Genomic DNA, 14,557 nt, shown 5'->3' with positions numbered 1-14,557 from the left:
GCGTGCCATGCTCGTCCGTTTCGCTGTCTCCTGCGCCTTGGCATTTGCCGTGTCCGGCGCGCTCGCGCAACCGCTGCCGCCCGGGCAGCAGCCGGCGCAGACGTCCCGGCCGGCGCTGGCCAACCCCGCATCGGTCAACTGCGAAAAGCTCGGCGGCCGGCACGTGATCCGCAGCCTGCCGCGCGGGCAGGTCGGCATGTGCGTGTTCAAGGACGGTCGCGTGTGCGAGGAATGGACGCTCTACCGCGACGATCGCTGCGTGGGCGGCGTCGCGCCGAAGCGTGTCGCGCAGTAAGCGCGCGGCCGACGCGCGCGCCGGCGGCTTGCTATACTCGCGCCGCCCGGGGACGACCCCGGGTCATTCGCTTCAACGGGGACGGCCCCATCCGATAGGGAGTGCGTCGAGATGGCGTGGGTATTGTTGTTGATCGCCGGTTTGCTGGAAGTCGCATGGGCGGCCGGCATGAAGTCGTCGGAAGGTTTCACGAAGCTCGGCCCGTCGGTGTTTACGATCGTCACGGCGCTGGCCAGCTTCGGGCTGCTCGCGGTCGCGATGCGTCAGCTGCCGCTCGGCACCGCCTATGCGGTCTGGACGGGCATCGGCGCCGTCGGCGCGTTCGTGTTCGGCATCGTGATGATGGGCGAGGCGCTGACCGTCGCGCGCGTCGCGAGCGCCGCGCTGATCGTCGTCGGGCTGATCGGCCTGAAGCTGTCGTCGGCCGCGTGAGGCCTGCGCCGGCCGCCGCGCCGTGCGCCGCATGGGGGAATTGCGGCGGCCGGACCGATACGCTGTCTATAATGGAACGCATTCGGGTCTGAAAGCCGTTTCGCCGCCGTTCGCGGGCGCGGCGGCATCCTCGGCCGCCACGCGCCGCGCGGCCGCATATATCGATTCGACCCGGCCGATCGGCAAAGGCACGGCACGTGCAAGGGAGAGGGCCATGATCGAAGCCATTTCGCTCGGCGCGGGGCTCGCTTGGGCGAGCGGCCTGCGCCTGTACCTCACCGTGCTGATCGCCGGCGTGCTGGCACGCGTCGGCTGGCTGCATCTGCCCGATACGCTCGCCGTGCTGACCTCGCCGTGGGTGATCGGCGCCGCCGCCGTGCTGGCCGTCACCGAATTCCTCGCCGACAAGATCCCCGCATTCGATTCGCTGTGGGATGCCGTGCATACCTTCATCCGCATCCCGGCCGGCGCCGTACTCGCGGCCGGCGCACTCGGCCACGCCGATCCGACCGTGCTCGCGGTCGCGGGCCTCGCGGGCGGCTCGCTTGCCGGTGCCGCCCATGTCGCGAAGGCCGGCACGCGCGCGCTGATCAACCTGTCTCCGGAGCCGATCTCGAACTGGGTCGCATCGTCGACCGAGGACGGCCTCGTGTTCGGCGGGCTCGCGCTCGCGTTCTTCGTGCCGCTCGTGTTCCTCGTGCTGCTCGTCGCGTTCATCGCGTGCTCGGCCTGGGCGCTGCCGCGGCTGTGGCGCGGCGTGTCGGGCGGCTTTCGCGGGATGGCGACGCATATGGTGTCGCGGCTGAACTCGATCGGAGGCAAGCGCGATTGACCGAGCCGTCGACGCCCGCGCGCACTGATCTGCGCCCGACTGCACCGGCCGGCCGCTTCGGCCGGCGCGACCTGATCCGCCAGGCCGCGCGGATGACGGCGCGCGACTGGCGCGCCGGCGAGCTGACGCTGCTCGTGCTCGCACTGGTACTGGCCGTCGCCGCGCTGACGAGCGTCGGCTTTCTCGCCGACCGGCTGCGCCAGGGGCTCGAGCGCGATGCGCGGCAAATGCTCGGCGCCGACTTCGTCGTCCGCGCCGATCATCCGGTCGATCCGTCGTTCGATCGCGAAGCGCGTGCGCTGGGACTGCGCACCGCGACGACGGCCATCTTCCCGAGCATGATCGCGTCGACGTCGGGCGGCGACGCGGCACCCGCGCGTCTCGCGGCCGTGAAAGCCGTGTCGCCGGCGTATCCGCTGCGCGGCGCGGTCGAGATCGTGCCGGCCGGCGCGACGGCGGCGCGCAAGGCGACCGCCATTCCGGCGCCCGGCACGGTGTGGGCCGACCCGGCGCTGCTCGACGCGCTGCATCTGAAACCCGGCGACGCCGTGCGCGTCGGGCAGCGTACCTTCACGGTGGCCGCCTCGATTTCCCGCGAGCTCGATCGCGGTTTCTCGTTCGTCAATTTCTCGCCGCGGCTGATGATGCGTGCGGACGAACTGGCCGCGACGGGGCTGGCCGGCTACGGCAGCCGCGTCACGTACCGGCTGCTCGTCGCGGGCGCGCAGCAGGCCGTCGCGCGCTTCGAAGCCTATGCGCATGCGCGCGTCGACGGCGGCAAGCTGCGCGGCGTCGGCCTCGAATCGCTGCAGGAGGGCCAGCCTCAGGTGCGGCAGACGCTCGATCGCGCGCGCCATTTCCTGACGCTCGTCGCGCTTTTGACCGCGCTGCTCGCGGCGGTCGCGATCGCGATGGCGGCGCAGCGCTATATGCGGCGCCACCTCGACGGTTGCGCGACGATGCGCTGCCTCGGCGTGAGCCGCCGCACGCTCGGTGCGCTGTTCGCGCTCGAATTCGCGGGTGTCGGCGTCGTGTCGGGCCTCGCGGGCGCGGCGCTCGGCTACGGCGGCCACTGGGTGCTGCTTGCCGCATTGGGCGGGCTGATCGACGTCGTGCTGCCGGCGCCGACGCCGTGGCCCGCGCTCGTCGGCATCGGCGCCGCGCTGGTGCTGCTGCTCGGTTTCGCGCTGCCGCCGCTCGCGCCGCTCACGCGCGTGCCGCCCGTGCGCGTGCTGCGCCGCGACTGGGGCGACGCGTCGCGCACCGCGTGGGCCGCCTATGCGCTCGGCGTCGTGCTGTTCGCCGGGCTGCTGATCGCCGCCGCCGGCAACCTGACGCTCGGCCTGATCGTCGCGGGCGGCTTCGCGGGCGCGCTGGTCGGTTTTGCGCTGATCGCGCGGCTCGCGCTGTTCGCGGCCGCGCGCGCGGTGCGCAACGCGCGCGTGAGCGCGGGCGTCGGCTGGCGCTATGCGCTCGCGTCGCTGCATCGGCGCGGAACCGCGAGCGCGCTGCAGATCACCGCACTTGCGCTCGGGCTGATGTGCCTCTTGCTGATCGCGATCACGCGCAACGATCTGGTCGCCGGCTGGCGCGCGTCGATGCCGCGCGATGCACCGAACCAGTTTCTGATCGACATCCAGCCCGACCAGCGCGACGACGTCGCCGCCTATCTCGCCGCGCACGGCGTGCGCGACGCGGTGCCGGCGCCGATGGTGCGCGGCCGGCTCGTCGCGATCAACGGCAAGCCGGTGAACCCCGACGCCTATCGGTCCGACGAAGCACGCCGGCTCGTCGATCGCGAGTTCAACCTGTCGTATACGACCGTGCTGCCGTCCGACAACCGGATCGTCGAAGGCGAGTGGTTCGGCAGCGCGTCGACGCCGCAGATTTCGATCGAGGCCGGCCTCGCGAAGACGCTGAACGTGAAGCGCGGCGACGTGCTTCGCTTCGACGTGACGGGCCTGACCGTCGATGCGCCGGTCACGAGCGTGCGCAAGCTCGACTGGGGCACGTTCCGCGTCAACTTCTTCGTGCTGATGCCGCCCGCGGTGCTGAAGGATTTCCCGACCGTCTATCTGACGAGCTTCCATCTGCCGGCCTCCGACGCGGCGCTGCTCGATCCGCTGATCGCACGCTATCCGAACCTGACCGCGATCGACGTCGCGCCGATCCTCGCGCAGCTGCAGCGCATGATGCTGCAGGTGGTCGGCGCGGTGCAGTTCCTGTTCGCGTTCACGCTCGCGGCCGGCGTGCTTGTGCTGTACACCGCGCTTGCCGGCTCGCGCGACGAACGCGTGCGCGAGGCCGCGCTGCTGCGCGCGCTCGGCGCGTCGCGTGCGCAGGTCAACGCGGTGCAGCGCGCGGAGTTCGTGGTCGTCGGCGCGCTCGCCGGCGTGCTCGCGGCGGGCGGCGCGATCGCGGTCGGCTGGGTGCTCGCGTCGCGCGTGTTCGACTTCGCGCTCGCCGTCGATCCGTGGCTCGTGCCGGCCGGCATCGCGGCCGGCGTCGCATGCGCCGGTGCGGCCGGCTGGCTGAGCCTGCATAATGTGCTGCGGCGCCCCGCGCTGCAGTCGCTGCGCGACGCGTGAGCGTGGCCGGCGGCTTCCGACGATCCTGATTCAGACTATCCGTATGACCGATGTGAATGACGATGCGCCGTCGCAGCCGACGGCCTTCGAGCTCGTGGGCGGCGAAGCCCGCGTGCGCGAAATGGTGGACCGCTTCTACGACCTGATGGACCTCGAGCCCGAGTTCGCGCAGATCCGAGCGCTGCATCCGGCGTCGCTCGACGGCTCGCGCGACAAGCTGTTCTGGTTCCTGTGCGGCTGGCTTGGCGGCCCCGATCACTACATCAGCCGGTTCGGCCATCCGCGGCTGCGCGCGCGCCATCTGCCGTTCCCGATCGCGTCGGTCGAGCGCGACCAGTGGCTGCGCTGCATGGCGTGGGCCATGGAGGACGTCGGGCTGCCCGAGCCGCTGCGCGAGCGGCTCATGCATTCGTTCTACGACACGGCCGACTGGATGCGCAACCGGCCCGGTTGATCGACCGGTACGCCGCCGCTCTCGCGCGCGGCGATCGGCGCTGGGCCGAGGCGCGCCGCGGCGCGATACTGTCCGCTTTCCCTTGGATACGAGATCTGCCCGATGACGACACAAGCGCTGTTTCGCGACGACGCCTATCTCGCGCACTGCGAAGCGATCGTCGAGGCCGTCGGCGACGACGGCATCCGGCTCGACCGCACGGTGTTCTATCCGCTCGGCGGCGGCCAGGCCGGCGACGCCGGCACGTTGACGCTGCCCGACGGCAGCACGATCGCGATTGCCGACACGCGCAAGGCGAAGTTCGACGGCGCGACACCGGACGACGCGGTCCACGTACCCGCGCCGGGGCAGGACGCAGATGTCGCGGCGCTTGCGCCGGGCACGCGCGTGATCGCGACGATCGACTGGGCGCGCCGCTATCGGCACATGCGGCTGCATACGGCCGCGCATCTGATGTGCGCGGTGCTGCCGTACGCGGTCGACGGCTGCAGCGTGACGGCCGACTACGTGCGGCTCGACTTCGCGACGTCCGATGCGATCGATCGCGACGACGTCGAGCGACGCCTCGCGGAGCTCGTGCGCGGCGCGCATCCCGTCACGACCGAATGGATCACCGACGAAGAGATGGCCGCGCGGCCGGAGCTCGTGCGCACGATGAGCGTGAAGCCGCCGATGGGGCTCGGCCGCGTGCGGCTGCTGCGCATCGACGGTGTCGATCTGCAGCCGTGCGGCGGCACGCACGTGCGCAACACGTCGGAGATCGGTGCGCTGCGCGTCGCGAAGCTGGAAAAGAAGAGCGCGCGCACGCGGCGCCTCGTGCTGGAGTTCGCATGACGCGCGACGCAGCGGCGAACGACACGGCGGCACTCGATCCGCGCGCGCGCGAGGTGCTCGACTTCTGGTTCGGCGAGCCGGGCTCGGCCGAATTCGGCCACGCGCGCAAGATCTGGTTCAAGGGCGGCGCGGCGTTCGACGACGCGCTGCGTGCGCGCTTCGGCGCGCTGCACGATGCCGCCTGCGAAGGCGCGTGCGATCACTGGGCCGCGACGCCGCTCGGCGCGCTCGCGCTGATCGTCGTGCTCGACCAGTTCTCGCGCAACATTCATCGCGGCACACCGCGCGCGTTCGCGGCCGACAAGAAGGCGCTCGCGCTGGCGCGCCGCATCGTGTCGGCAGGGTGGGATGCGCAGTTGCCGAGCGGCCATCATCGCGCGTTTGCGTATCTGCCGTTCGAGCACGACGAAGCCGACGAGAGTCAGCGCGAGGCCGTGCGGCTATGCGCGGGCATCCGCGACGAGGCCGGCTGCGCCGGCTATCACGACTTCGCGCTGCGGCATGCGGCCGTGATCGCGCGGTTCGGGCGCTTTCCGCATCGGAACGCGATTCTCGGCCGCGCGTCGACCGACGAAGAGGCGGCGTTTCTGCGGCAGCCCGGTTCGTCGTTCTGATGGCCGGCGGCGCCGGCGCCGATCACGGCTCGTACTGCTCCTCGGGCGTGCGCACGTAGACGCGCAGCAACTCGGCGTCGTCGCCGGGCCGCGCGCCGGACCAGAACAGTTTCCATTCGCTGCCGGGCGCCGGATCGACGGCCCGCACGCCCTGCACGATCATCCACGTGCAGCGCGTTGCCTTCGCGTCGTCGGTCGGGATGTGCTCGATGCCGGAGAAGTAATAGAGCATCGGCGCTTCCGATTCGCCGAGCCCGTGCAGGCTCGCCATGCAGTCGCCGTCGTTCCATTCGAGCGCGAGATGCGCGTTCAGATCGTCGAACACCGACCGGTAGCTTTTCGCGACGTCGAGCCACGGCAGCAGCAGCGTATAGACGAGCCCCCACGCGACGAGCGCACCGGCGGCCCACGACAGCACGCCGCGCCAGCGGCCGGCCGTGCGCAGCAGCGGCAGGAGCGACAGCCAGCCGAGCGTCAGCGCGAGCGCGCCGGCGACGAGCGCGGGTTCGACCGGGATCGTCCAGTCGAGCGGCAGCCAGCGGCCGAGCGGCGCGAGCCGTTCGCGCGACGCGGACGAATCGGCCATGATCGACCAGATCGCCCACGCGAGCCCGACCACGGTGCCGAACAGCACGCGGCTCAGATAGTCCCACGCGGTATGCAGCCGGTACGGCAGCCGCTCGACGGCCAGCGCGGCGACCAGCGCGAGCGGCGCACAGAACGGCAGGATATAGAGCTGGCGCGACGTCGCGGAGATCTGCAGCACCGTGAGGCCGATGCCGGCGAACAGCAGCGGCAGCGCGATGCGCGGCGCGCGCCAGTCGCGCCAAGCGCCGCGCGCGACGGCCACGAGCGCGAGCGGCGCGACCGGGAAGCCGATCGTCAGGAAGGCGCGCACGATGAAGAGCGGCTTGTCGTTTTCCGCGCCGAGCTCGGGCACCGAGAAGCCGAAGAAGCGGCCGACGTTGTTGTCCCAGAACCAGGCGGCGAACAGCGTCTCGGAGCGCATCAGCAGCGCGGTCGGCCACACGAGCGCGAACGGCGCGAACACGATCGCGGCCACGCCGAGCGCACGTGCGAACGCGCGCGACCGGCAGGCAGGGTAGAGCGCGAGCACTGCGACGAGCGTCGCGGCGAACACGAGCGGCACGAACAGCCCCTTCGCCATCAGCGCGATGCCGACGCCCGCGCCGAACAACGGCGCGGCCCAGCGGTTCGCGCGCCGCGCGGGCAGTCCATGCCGGACGCGGCGCGCGTCGGCGGTATGCGCGATCACGAGTTCGAGCAGTCCGCAGAAGCCCATCGCGGTACCGGCCAGCAGCGCGACGTCGGTCATCATGTCGTGCACGTGCTTGATCACGACGAGCGTGCTCGCGCAGAGCGCGACCGTGCCGATCACGCGCAGGTCGAACACGCTGTCCGCGCGATGGGCGACGCGCGCCGCGCGTGCGACGAATGCGAACGCGAGCGCGACGAACAGCGCGCTCGCGATTCGCGCCGCATCGTGCAGCGGCATCACGCGCTGCAGCAGCCACGCGAGGCTCGTCGCGACCCACGCGTAGAGCGGCGGCTTTTCCATGAACGGCTGGCCCGCATTGGTGGGCACGATGAGATCGCCGGTCTCGAGCATGTGCTGGATGATGCCGAACGTATAGGTCTCGTCCTGCTTCCACGGGTCGTGGCCGAGCACGCCCGGCAGCGCGTACGCACAGAACACGATCGCGGCCAGCAGCCAGGCGCGCCAGCCGAGCCGCGCAAGGCCGCCGCTGCGCGCCGCATCGGTCGCGGCGTGCGCGGTCGCGGCGCCGGCATCGTGCGTGTCGGCGAGGTCGGCGCCGGCGGTGCCGGCCGAACGGACGTGCTGAGCCGGGGCGGGCACGGACGTGCGTCGCCGGCTGGACGTGGCGGTTCCAGACATGGAAAAGGATCTCGGGTCGATCGTGCCGGTCCTGCAGCGGACGGGGGACCGGCAAAGGGCCGCATCGGTGCGGCGAAGGACGGACGGCGCGGCCGTCTGTCTGACTGGCCGCTAGTAGAGCACGAAATTGTTACGGATGTTTACAGGAACCGTCACGGAATTGTGGAGATTTGTGGTGTCGTGACGGATCGGGGCCGCAACGCGCGGCGCGGTTATCGGGCGCGGTACGACGGGCAAGCGCGCCTATCGGCCGCCGCCGACGTCGAGCAGTGTGCCGGTCGTATACGACGCGGCGTCGCTGAGCAGCCAGACGATCGCTTCGGCGACTTCATGCGCTTCGCCGGCGCGGCCGAGCGGCGATTGTGCGCCGAGGCGCGCGGCGCGGCCGGGCTGGCCGCCGCTCGCGTGAATCTCGGTCTCGATCAGGCCCGGACGCACCGCATTGACGCGCACGCCATGCGGGCCGAGTTCCTTGGCGAGGCCGACGGTCAGCGTGTCGACGGCGCCTTTCGAGCCCGCGTAGTCGACGTATTCGTTCGGCGAACCGAGCCGCGCGGCGATCGACGACACGTTGACGATCGCGCCGCCGCGGCCGCCGCGATCGGTCGACAGGCGGCGCGCGGCTTCGCGCGCGCACAGATAGGCACCGAGCACGTTCGTGTCGAACATCCGCGTGAGCCGGTCGAGCGGCATGTCGGCGAGCGGCATCGACGGCGCGACGATGCCTGCATTGTTGACGAGCGCATCGAGCCGGCCGAACGCGGCCGCGACCGCGTCGAACATCGCGACGACGTCGGCTTCGTTCGCGACGTCGCCGGCGACGACGCACGCGCGTCCGCCCGCATCGCGCACGGCCTGCGCGGTCTGTTCGGCCGCTGCTGCGTCGCGCGCATAGTTGATGCCGACGTCCCAGCCGCGTGCGGCCGCGAGCACGGCCGTCGCGCGGCCGATGCCGCGGCTCGCGCCGGTGATGAGAACGGCCTTGCGGTCGGACGGTGCGGTCATCGCGGGCGGCTCCGGGTGGAACGGGTTATTTCGCGGCGTCCTGCGCCCACTTGTCGCGGGCGGGCGGCTGATAGCGGCGCAGCCGGTCGATCAGCCCGGCCGGCTGCGAGTCGATGCAGAGCGCGTCGAAATAGGTCGAGCGCATGAAGCCTTCGTCGACCGTATGACGCAGCAGCGCGATCAGCGGATCGTAGAACGAATCGATGTTGTACAGCGCGACCGGCTTGCGGTGATAGCCGAGCTGCGCCCACGTATAGACCTCGAAGAACTCCTCGAGCGTCCCGGCGCCGCCCGGCATCGCGACGAACGCATCGGCGAGGTCGGCCATCATCTTCTTGCGGTGATGCATGTCGGGCACGACGTGCAGCTCGGACAGCCCCGTGTGGCCGACTTCCTTGTCGACGAGCAGTTCCGGAATCACGCCGACCGCACGGCCGCCGGCCGCCATCACTTCGTCGGCGATCACGCCCATCAGCCCCACGCGGCCGCCGCCGTAGATGAGCGTGAGGCCCGCGTCGACGAGCGCGCGGCCGAATGCGCGTGCCGCTTCGGTATAGACGGGGCGCGCGCCGGACGCGGACCCGCAGTAAACGCAAACAGCCTTCATTGCTTCGTGTCCTTCGCGGCCGCCGACGCCCGCGGCGAACCGTCGCGCGGCGGCAGGTAGTCGGTGAATTCGCGCTTCGGCAGCTTGCCGGACACGAGATCGTCGAACAGCTGGCGCGAGCGCCCGCGCAGATACGGCGCCATCACGGAGATCACGTGCATGCTGACCTGGTGCAGCTCCTCGCGGATCGCGTCCTGGTCGTTGTACTTGCGCGGATGCATGACGTACTGATACGACAGCCAGTACGTCGAGATCACGGCCATGTTGGTTGCGATCACTTCGATTTCGGCGGGCGTCGCGACCATCTCCGCATCGGACACGAGCAGTTCGCACATCTCGCGCGCGAAGCGCACCTTGTGGCTGATGATTTGCTTGAAGTGCGTCTCCAGCGTGCGGTTGCGGGCGAGCAGGTCGTTCAGGTCGCGATACAGGAACCGGTAGGTCCACATGAAATCGGCCATGTACTGCAGATACGACCAGGTTTCGTCGATCGTCGGACGGTGATCTTCGGGGAAGCGCAGACGCCGTTCGATCTGCTGCTCGAACTGCGCGAAGATGCTGTTGATGATGTCGTCCTTGTTGCGGAAATGGTAGTACAGGTTGCCTGGACTGATTTCCATTTCCTCGGCGATCGTCGTCGTCGTGACGTTCGGTTCGCCGATCTCGTTGAAGAGTTTCAACGACAACTCGAGAATCCGTTCGCGGGTGCGGCGGGGAGGTTTCGCTTCCATGTCGTCCGGCCCTGTGTGTGCCGGACTGGCGGGCGCTGCAGATGCTGCGGATTCGTCCGGCGCGGGTTGCTGTGCTGAATCTAGCGGACGATTATAAACCGGGGTTTCGCGACACCGCGCGCATTTCGTGATTCAATGCGCATCGCGCGGATGGTGCAGCGCCGCACGCGGATAGTGCGTGTGCGTGCCTAGAAGCCGAGCCAGCGCGCGACGACCGGCCCGAGCACGAAGCCCCACGTCGTCACGCAGGCGAACAGCGCGACCGTCACGGCCGCGCTGCCGAGGTCCTTCGCGCGTTTGGACAGCTCGTGGCGCTCGAGCGAGATGCGATCGATCGCGGCTTCGACGCTCGAATTCAGCAGCTCGACGATCAGCACGAGCAGCACCGAGCCGATCAGCAGCGCGCGCGACGCGGCCGGCACCGGTGCGAATGCACCGATCGGCAGCATCAGCGCGGCCAGCGTGAGCTCCTGACGAAACGCGCTTTCTTCGCGAATCGCGACGCGAAAGCCGTTCAGCGAATGCTTGAGCGCGTACCATGCGCGCGTGATCCCGCGGTGGCGCTTGTACGGATTCGGCGGCAGCGGCGACAGCGGATCGTCGGGGCCGAGCGGTTCGTGCGCATGCGCGTCCGTGTCGGCATGCGCGTCGTCCTCGTCGAACGGCCCGTGCCGTGTCGGCATCGCGGCGGGCAGCGCGGTCTTGTCGTGCAGGTCTCGTTTCAAACGGCGGCACCTTCGGCAGGCGAGTACGCGGTCTTCGGCAGCGGCTTCAGGTGCGACGCGAACTGCTCGGACGCCGCGCGCCACGAGAAGCGCTCGGCCCACGCGCGCGCGGTCGAGCGCTCGATCTTCAGCGCTTCGAGGCAGGCTTCCTGCAGATCCTCGTGCATCGCGCCGGCGCCGCCGTCGCCGAGCACGTCGATCGGGCCCGTCACCGGATAGGCGGCGACCGGCGTGCCGCAGGCGAGCGCCTCGAGCAGCACGAGGCCGAACGTGTCGGTGCGACTCGGGAACACGAACACGTCGGCCGCAGCATACACCTTCGCGAGTTCGGCCTGCGACAGCACGCCGAGATAGTTCGCCTCCGGATAGCGCGACTTCAGCTCGGCGAGCGCCGGACCTTCGCCGGCGACCCACTTCGAGCCCGGCAGATCGAGACGCAGGAATGCCTCGACGTTCTTCTCGATCGCGACGCGCCCGACGTACAGGAAGATCGGCCGCGCGGTATTGAGCACCTTCGAGTCCATCGGCCGGAAGATGTCGAGGTCGACGCCGCGCGTCCACAGCACGACGTTCGTGAACCCGTACTTTTCGAGATCCTGCCGAACCACGGGCGTCGGCGCCATCACCGCGAGCGACGGGCCGTGGAACCAGCGCAGGAAGCGGTAGGTCGCCGCGAGCGGAATCCCGAAGCGCGCCTGCACGTATTCGGGAAAGCGCGTGTGATAGGCGGTCGTGAACGGCAGCTTGCGTGCGCGCGCGTAGCGGCGCGCGGCGAGGCCGAGCGGGCCTTCGGTCGCGATGTGCAGCGCGTCCGGTGCGAACGCGTCGATCCGTTCGCGCAGCTTGCGGTACGGCAGGATCGACAGGCGGATTTCGGGATAGGTCGGGCAGGGCACCGTGCGGAATTCGAGCGGCGTCAGCAGTTCGACGCGGTGGCCGAGCGCGGTGAGCTCGCGCGACGTGCTCTTCAGCGTGCGCACGACGCCGTTGACCTGCGGTTCCCACGCGTCGGTGACGATCATGATCTTCATCGCGGCATGTGTCCTGTAAGAGGTGGAGGTCAGGCCGCGGCGCGCGTCTTGCGCGCCGGGGCGGCGGACGGTGCGGTGCGCATCACCGTCCAGTAGACGATCTTCAGTTCGCCTTCCAGCGTTTCGACGAGCGCGGACAGACTTTCGACCCAGTCGCCGTCGTTGCAATACAGCACGCCGTCGATGTCGCGGATCTCGGCCTTGTGGATGTGTCCGCACACGACGCCGTCGCAGCCGCGCCGGCGCGCTTCGTCGGTCATCACGCTCTCGAACTGCGAGATGAAGTTCACGGCGTTCTTGACCTGATGCTTCAGGTACTGCGACAGCGACCAGTACTGGAAGCCGAGCCGGCTGCGGATCCGGTTGAACCAGCGGTTCAGCACGAGGATCAGCGTGTAGAGCGTGTCGCCGAGATACGCGAGCCATTTCGCGTGCTGGATCACGCCGTCGAACAGGTCGCCGTGCACGATCCACAAACGTTTGCCTGCGAGCGTCGTATGGAACGCTTCGCCGCGCACCTGGATGTCGCCGAACGCGAGGTCGCAGAACTGCCGCGCGCCCTCGTCATGATTGCCGGGGATGTAGACGACCTGCGTGCCCTTGCGCGCCTTGCGCAGGATCTTCTGCACGACGTCGTTGTGCGCCTGCGGCCAGTACCAGCCCTTCTTCAGTTGCCAGCCGTCGATGATGTCGCCGACCAGATACAGGTATTCCGACTCGTTGTGGCGCAGGAAGTCGAGCAGATACGACGCCTGGCAGCCGCTCGAGCCGAGATGGATATCGGACAGCCAGATGGTGCGGTAGCGGTGCGCGGGCGGCGCCGGATCGTCGTGTCGCGAGACGGGCTCGGCGGGCGCCGTGTCGCGCGACGGCGTGTCGGTCGCGGCGGCGCCGGACAGGAACGCGGTGGCGGCGCGGGCGCCGAAAGGGTGACGGAACAGGGAGGTCGCGGACGTTTTCTGGCCCATGCATGACTCGCGCCGGTTGACATGACAGGCATTGCGCCATGCGGGCGTGACTGCGCCATGACAGTCACAAGACGTTCTTATTACGTGCCGTGCGGCGTGTTTAGCAGTGAATGTCGCGCTGTTGCGCGGCGCGCGCTCGACGTGGGCGCGGCCCGCGCGACCGAGCGGGCCGGCGTTTTCGTCGGACGGATGCGTGCGGCTCGAACGATGTCGCGCGCGGCGTCAGCGCGGCATCGCGACGATGCGCGTGCGCGCGAGCCGGTCGTGCGGAAACTGGCGATCCGCGTGCAGCCGTGCCGCGCCGGCCCAGACGACGATCCATGCGGCCGCGAGCGCGAGCGTGACGGGCACGGACAGCCCGAGCAGCGGGTGCAGCGCGAGCGGCGGCAGGAACCACAGCCAGCCGAGCGCATAGCGGACGATTGCGTGACCGGCGCTCAGCGGCCGGCCGTTCGCGGCTTCGAGCCGCAGCCGCCAGGTCTTCATCGGCAGCGTCTGGCCGCCGTGCGTCCAGAACCAGACGAAATACGCGCCGACGACGAGCGCGATCCAGGCGGCGAGCAGGTTGTGATGGACGAGGCCGTTGCGTTGCTGCGTCGCGAGGCCGAACGCGAGGCCCGCGAAGAATACGACGCCGAACAGCAGCACGGCCTCGTAGAGCATCGCGGCGAGCCGCCGGCGGACGGACGGCACGGCGGCCGCGGCGGGGAGGGCGGACGTGTCGGCCACGGCCGCTCAGGAGCCTTTGAAGAGCGACGGCGCGTCCGCCGGCGACACCGGCGTCACGGTCGCGGGGGCGGACGTCGTACCGGCGCTCGACGACGCGACGGCCGGCGGCGTCGCGGTGCCGGCCGATGCCGACGCCGGCGCCGGCACGACGACCGGGCTGCTGGCCGGCTGCACGCGCCCGTTGACGATCCGGCGCACGTCGCGATCGGCGCCGGTCGGCGGCGCGCTGACGACGCTCGGCCGGCGACGGCGCTCGGCGGCCGCGAGACGTTCCTTCTGTTCCGGCGGCAGCTGCTGATAGGCCTTCCACGCGCGTTCGCGCGCCTGCGCGGACAGCGCCTTCGCGCTCTGGTAGTTCTCGCGCGCGACGCGGCGCTGCTCGGGCGTCATTCGCGCCCATTCGGACATGCGGGCCTGCAGGCGCTTTTGCGCTTCAGGCGTCATTTTCTGGAAACGTGACGCGATCTTCAGCCATTTGCGCTTGCGCGCATCGCTGAAGCCGTCCCACTGATCGGCGAACGGCGCGAGCGCCTCGCGTTGCGCCGCGCTCAGGCGCGCCCACGAGAGCGGGCCGTTGGCGACCGGCAGCGGGAGCGGCAGAGGCGCGATATCGGCGCCGAGCGCGGCGGCCGCCGACGACGGCGCGGGCGTGCTGGTCGCCGCGGCGGTCGTCGCGGCGGGTGTCGGGTGGAATCGCGGATACGTGGCCACGTACGACACGGCGACTGCGATCACGCATCCGAAAAATACGGCCAGGCCGCGCTTCTGACTCACCCGTGCGATCCCCTCGTTGT

At 70.1% G+C, this 14,557-nt stretch carries 16 protein-coding genes; 7 read left to right on the top strand and 9 right to left on the bottom strand.

What is annotated here, in order from left to right; genetic code table 11:
• The first annotated feature begins 7 nt into the window (after positions 1–7).
• From ACSHSS_RS04935 to ACSHSS_RS04905, 7 genes are all read left to right on the top strand, one after another.
• Positions 8–295: a putative hemolysin gene (locus ACSHSS_RS04935; protein ID WP_006413175.1), complete on the top strand. Its 288-nt coding sequence runs from the start codon at positions 8–10 to the stop codon at positions 293–295.
• Between the two features lie 111 nt (positions 296–406).
• Complete coding sequence (sugE, locus tag ACSHSS_RS04930) at positions 407–727, top strand: quaternary ammonium compound efflux SMR transporter SugE (protein ID WP_006398760.1); 321 nt, start codon at positions 407–409, stop codon at positions 725–727.
• 214 nt (positions 728–941) lie between these two features.
• The gene (locus ACSHSS_RS04925; protein WP_006398763.1) at positions 942–1,559 is read left to right on the top strand and encodes a DUF4126 domain-containing protein; all 618 of its coding nucleotides are present in this window, start codon (positions 942–944) and stop codon (positions 1,557–1,559) included.
• 92 nt (positions 1,560–1,651) lie between these two features.
• On the top strand, positions 1,652–4,147 hold the full coding sequence (locus ACSHSS_RS04920; RefSeq protein WP_445544631.1) for an ABC transporter permease: 2,496 nt from the start codon (positions 1,652–1,654) through the stop codon (positions 4,145–4,147).
• Between the two features lie 43 nt (positions 4,148–4,190).
• Positions 4,191–4,601 (top strand): group II truncated hemoglobin, encoded by a 411-nt coding sequence (locus ACSHSS_RS04915; protein ID WP_006398765.1) that lies wholly within the window; start codon positions 4,191–4,193, stop codon positions 4,599–4,601.
• Between the two features lie 102 nt (positions 4,602–4,703).
• On the top strand, positions 4,704–5,435 hold the full coding sequence (locus ACSHSS_RS04910; RefSeq protein ID WP_006398766.1) for an alanyl-tRNA editing protein: 732 nt from the start codon (positions 4,704–4,706) through the stop codon (positions 5,433–5,435).
• Positions 5,432–6,049 (top strand): DUF924 family protein, encoded by a 618-nt coding sequence (locus tag ACSHSS_RS04905; protein ID WP_059787196.1) that lies wholly within the window; start codon positions 5,432–5,434, stop codon positions 6,047–6,049. The genes ACSHSS_RS04910 and ACSHSS_RS04905 overlap by 4 nt, the downstream gene beginning before the upstream one ends.
• 22 nt (positions 6,050–6,071) lie before the next feature.
• Here ACSHSS_RS04905 and ACSHSS_RS04900 read toward each other — a convergent pair whose 3' ends face one another.
• The 9 genes from ACSHSS_RS04900 to ACSHSS_RS04860 form a co-directional block, all read right to left on the bottom strand.
• Positions 6,072–7,967, bottom strand: coding sequence for an ArnT family glycosyltransferase (locus ACSHSS_RS04900; protein ID WP_445544623.1), 1,896 nt, complete (start codon positions 7,965–7,967; stop codon positions 6,072–6,074).
• Positions 7,968–8,210: 243 nt separating this feature from the next.
• Entirely contained in the window at positions 8,211–8,972 is a 762-nt protein-coding gene (locus ACSHSS_RS04895; RefSeq protein WP_006398770.1) for an SDR family oxidoreductase, read from the bottom strand.
• Between the two features lie 25 nt (positions 8,973–8,997).
• Positions 8,998–9,579 carry an LOG family protein gene (locus ACSHSS_RS04890; RefSeq protein WP_445544622.1) on the bottom strand — a complete coding sequence of 194 codons (582 nt, stop codon included), beginning with the start codon at positions 9,577–9,579 and terminating at the stop codon, positions 8,998–9,000.
• Positions 9,576–10,310 (bottom strand): TetR/AcrR family transcriptional regulator, encoded by a 735-nt coding sequence (locus tag ACSHSS_RS04885; RefSeq protein WP_012212998.1) that lies wholly within the window; start codon positions 10,308–10,310, stop codon positions 9,576–9,578. Before ACSHSS_RS04885 ends, ACSHSS_RS04890 begins: the two co-directional genes overlap by 4 nt.
• A 188-nt stretch (positions 10,311–10,498) precedes the next feature.
• Positions 10,499–11,035 carry a diacylglycerol kinase gene (locus tag ACSHSS_RS04880; RefSeq protein WP_006398773.1) on the bottom strand — a complete coding sequence of 179 codons (537 nt, stop codon included), beginning with the start codon at positions 11,033–11,035 and terminating at the stop codon, positions 10,499–10,501.
• Positions 11,032–12,066: a glycosyltransferase family 4 protein gene (locus ACSHSS_RS04875; protein ID WP_054315690.1), complete on the bottom strand. Its 1,035-nt coding sequence runs from the start codon at positions 12,064–12,066 to the stop codon at positions 11,032–11,034. Before ACSHSS_RS04875 ends, ACSHSS_RS04880 begins: the two co-directional genes overlap by 4 nt.
• Before the next feature lie 29 nt (positions 12,067–12,095).
• Positions 12,096–13,034 carry a UDP-2,3-diacylglucosamine diphosphatase gene (locus tag ACSHSS_RS04870; RefSeq protein ID WP_006412635.1) on the bottom strand — a complete coding sequence of 313 codons (939 nt, stop codon included), beginning with the start codon at positions 13,032–13,034 and terminating at the stop codon, positions 12,096–12,098.
• Between the two features lie 222 nt (positions 13,035–13,256).
• Entirely contained in the window at positions 13,257–13,763 is a 507-nt protein-coding gene (locus tag ACSHSS_RS04865) for an RDD family protein (RefSeq protein WP_006398776.1), read from the bottom strand.
• 6 nt (positions 13,764–13,769) lie between these two features.
• A complete protein-coding gene (locus ACSHSS_RS04860; RefSeq protein WP_445544621.1) occupies positions 13,770–14,537 on the bottom strand; it encodes a DUF3106 domain-containing protein in 768 nt (255 codons plus the stop codon).
• Positions 14,538–14,557: the final 20 nt, after the last annotated feature.

This window comes from Burkholderia sp. BC1 (assembly GCF_052683555.1).
The sequence above is the reverse complement of the archived record's forward strand: the minus strand, read 5'-3'. Positions and strand labels throughout refer to the sequence as shown.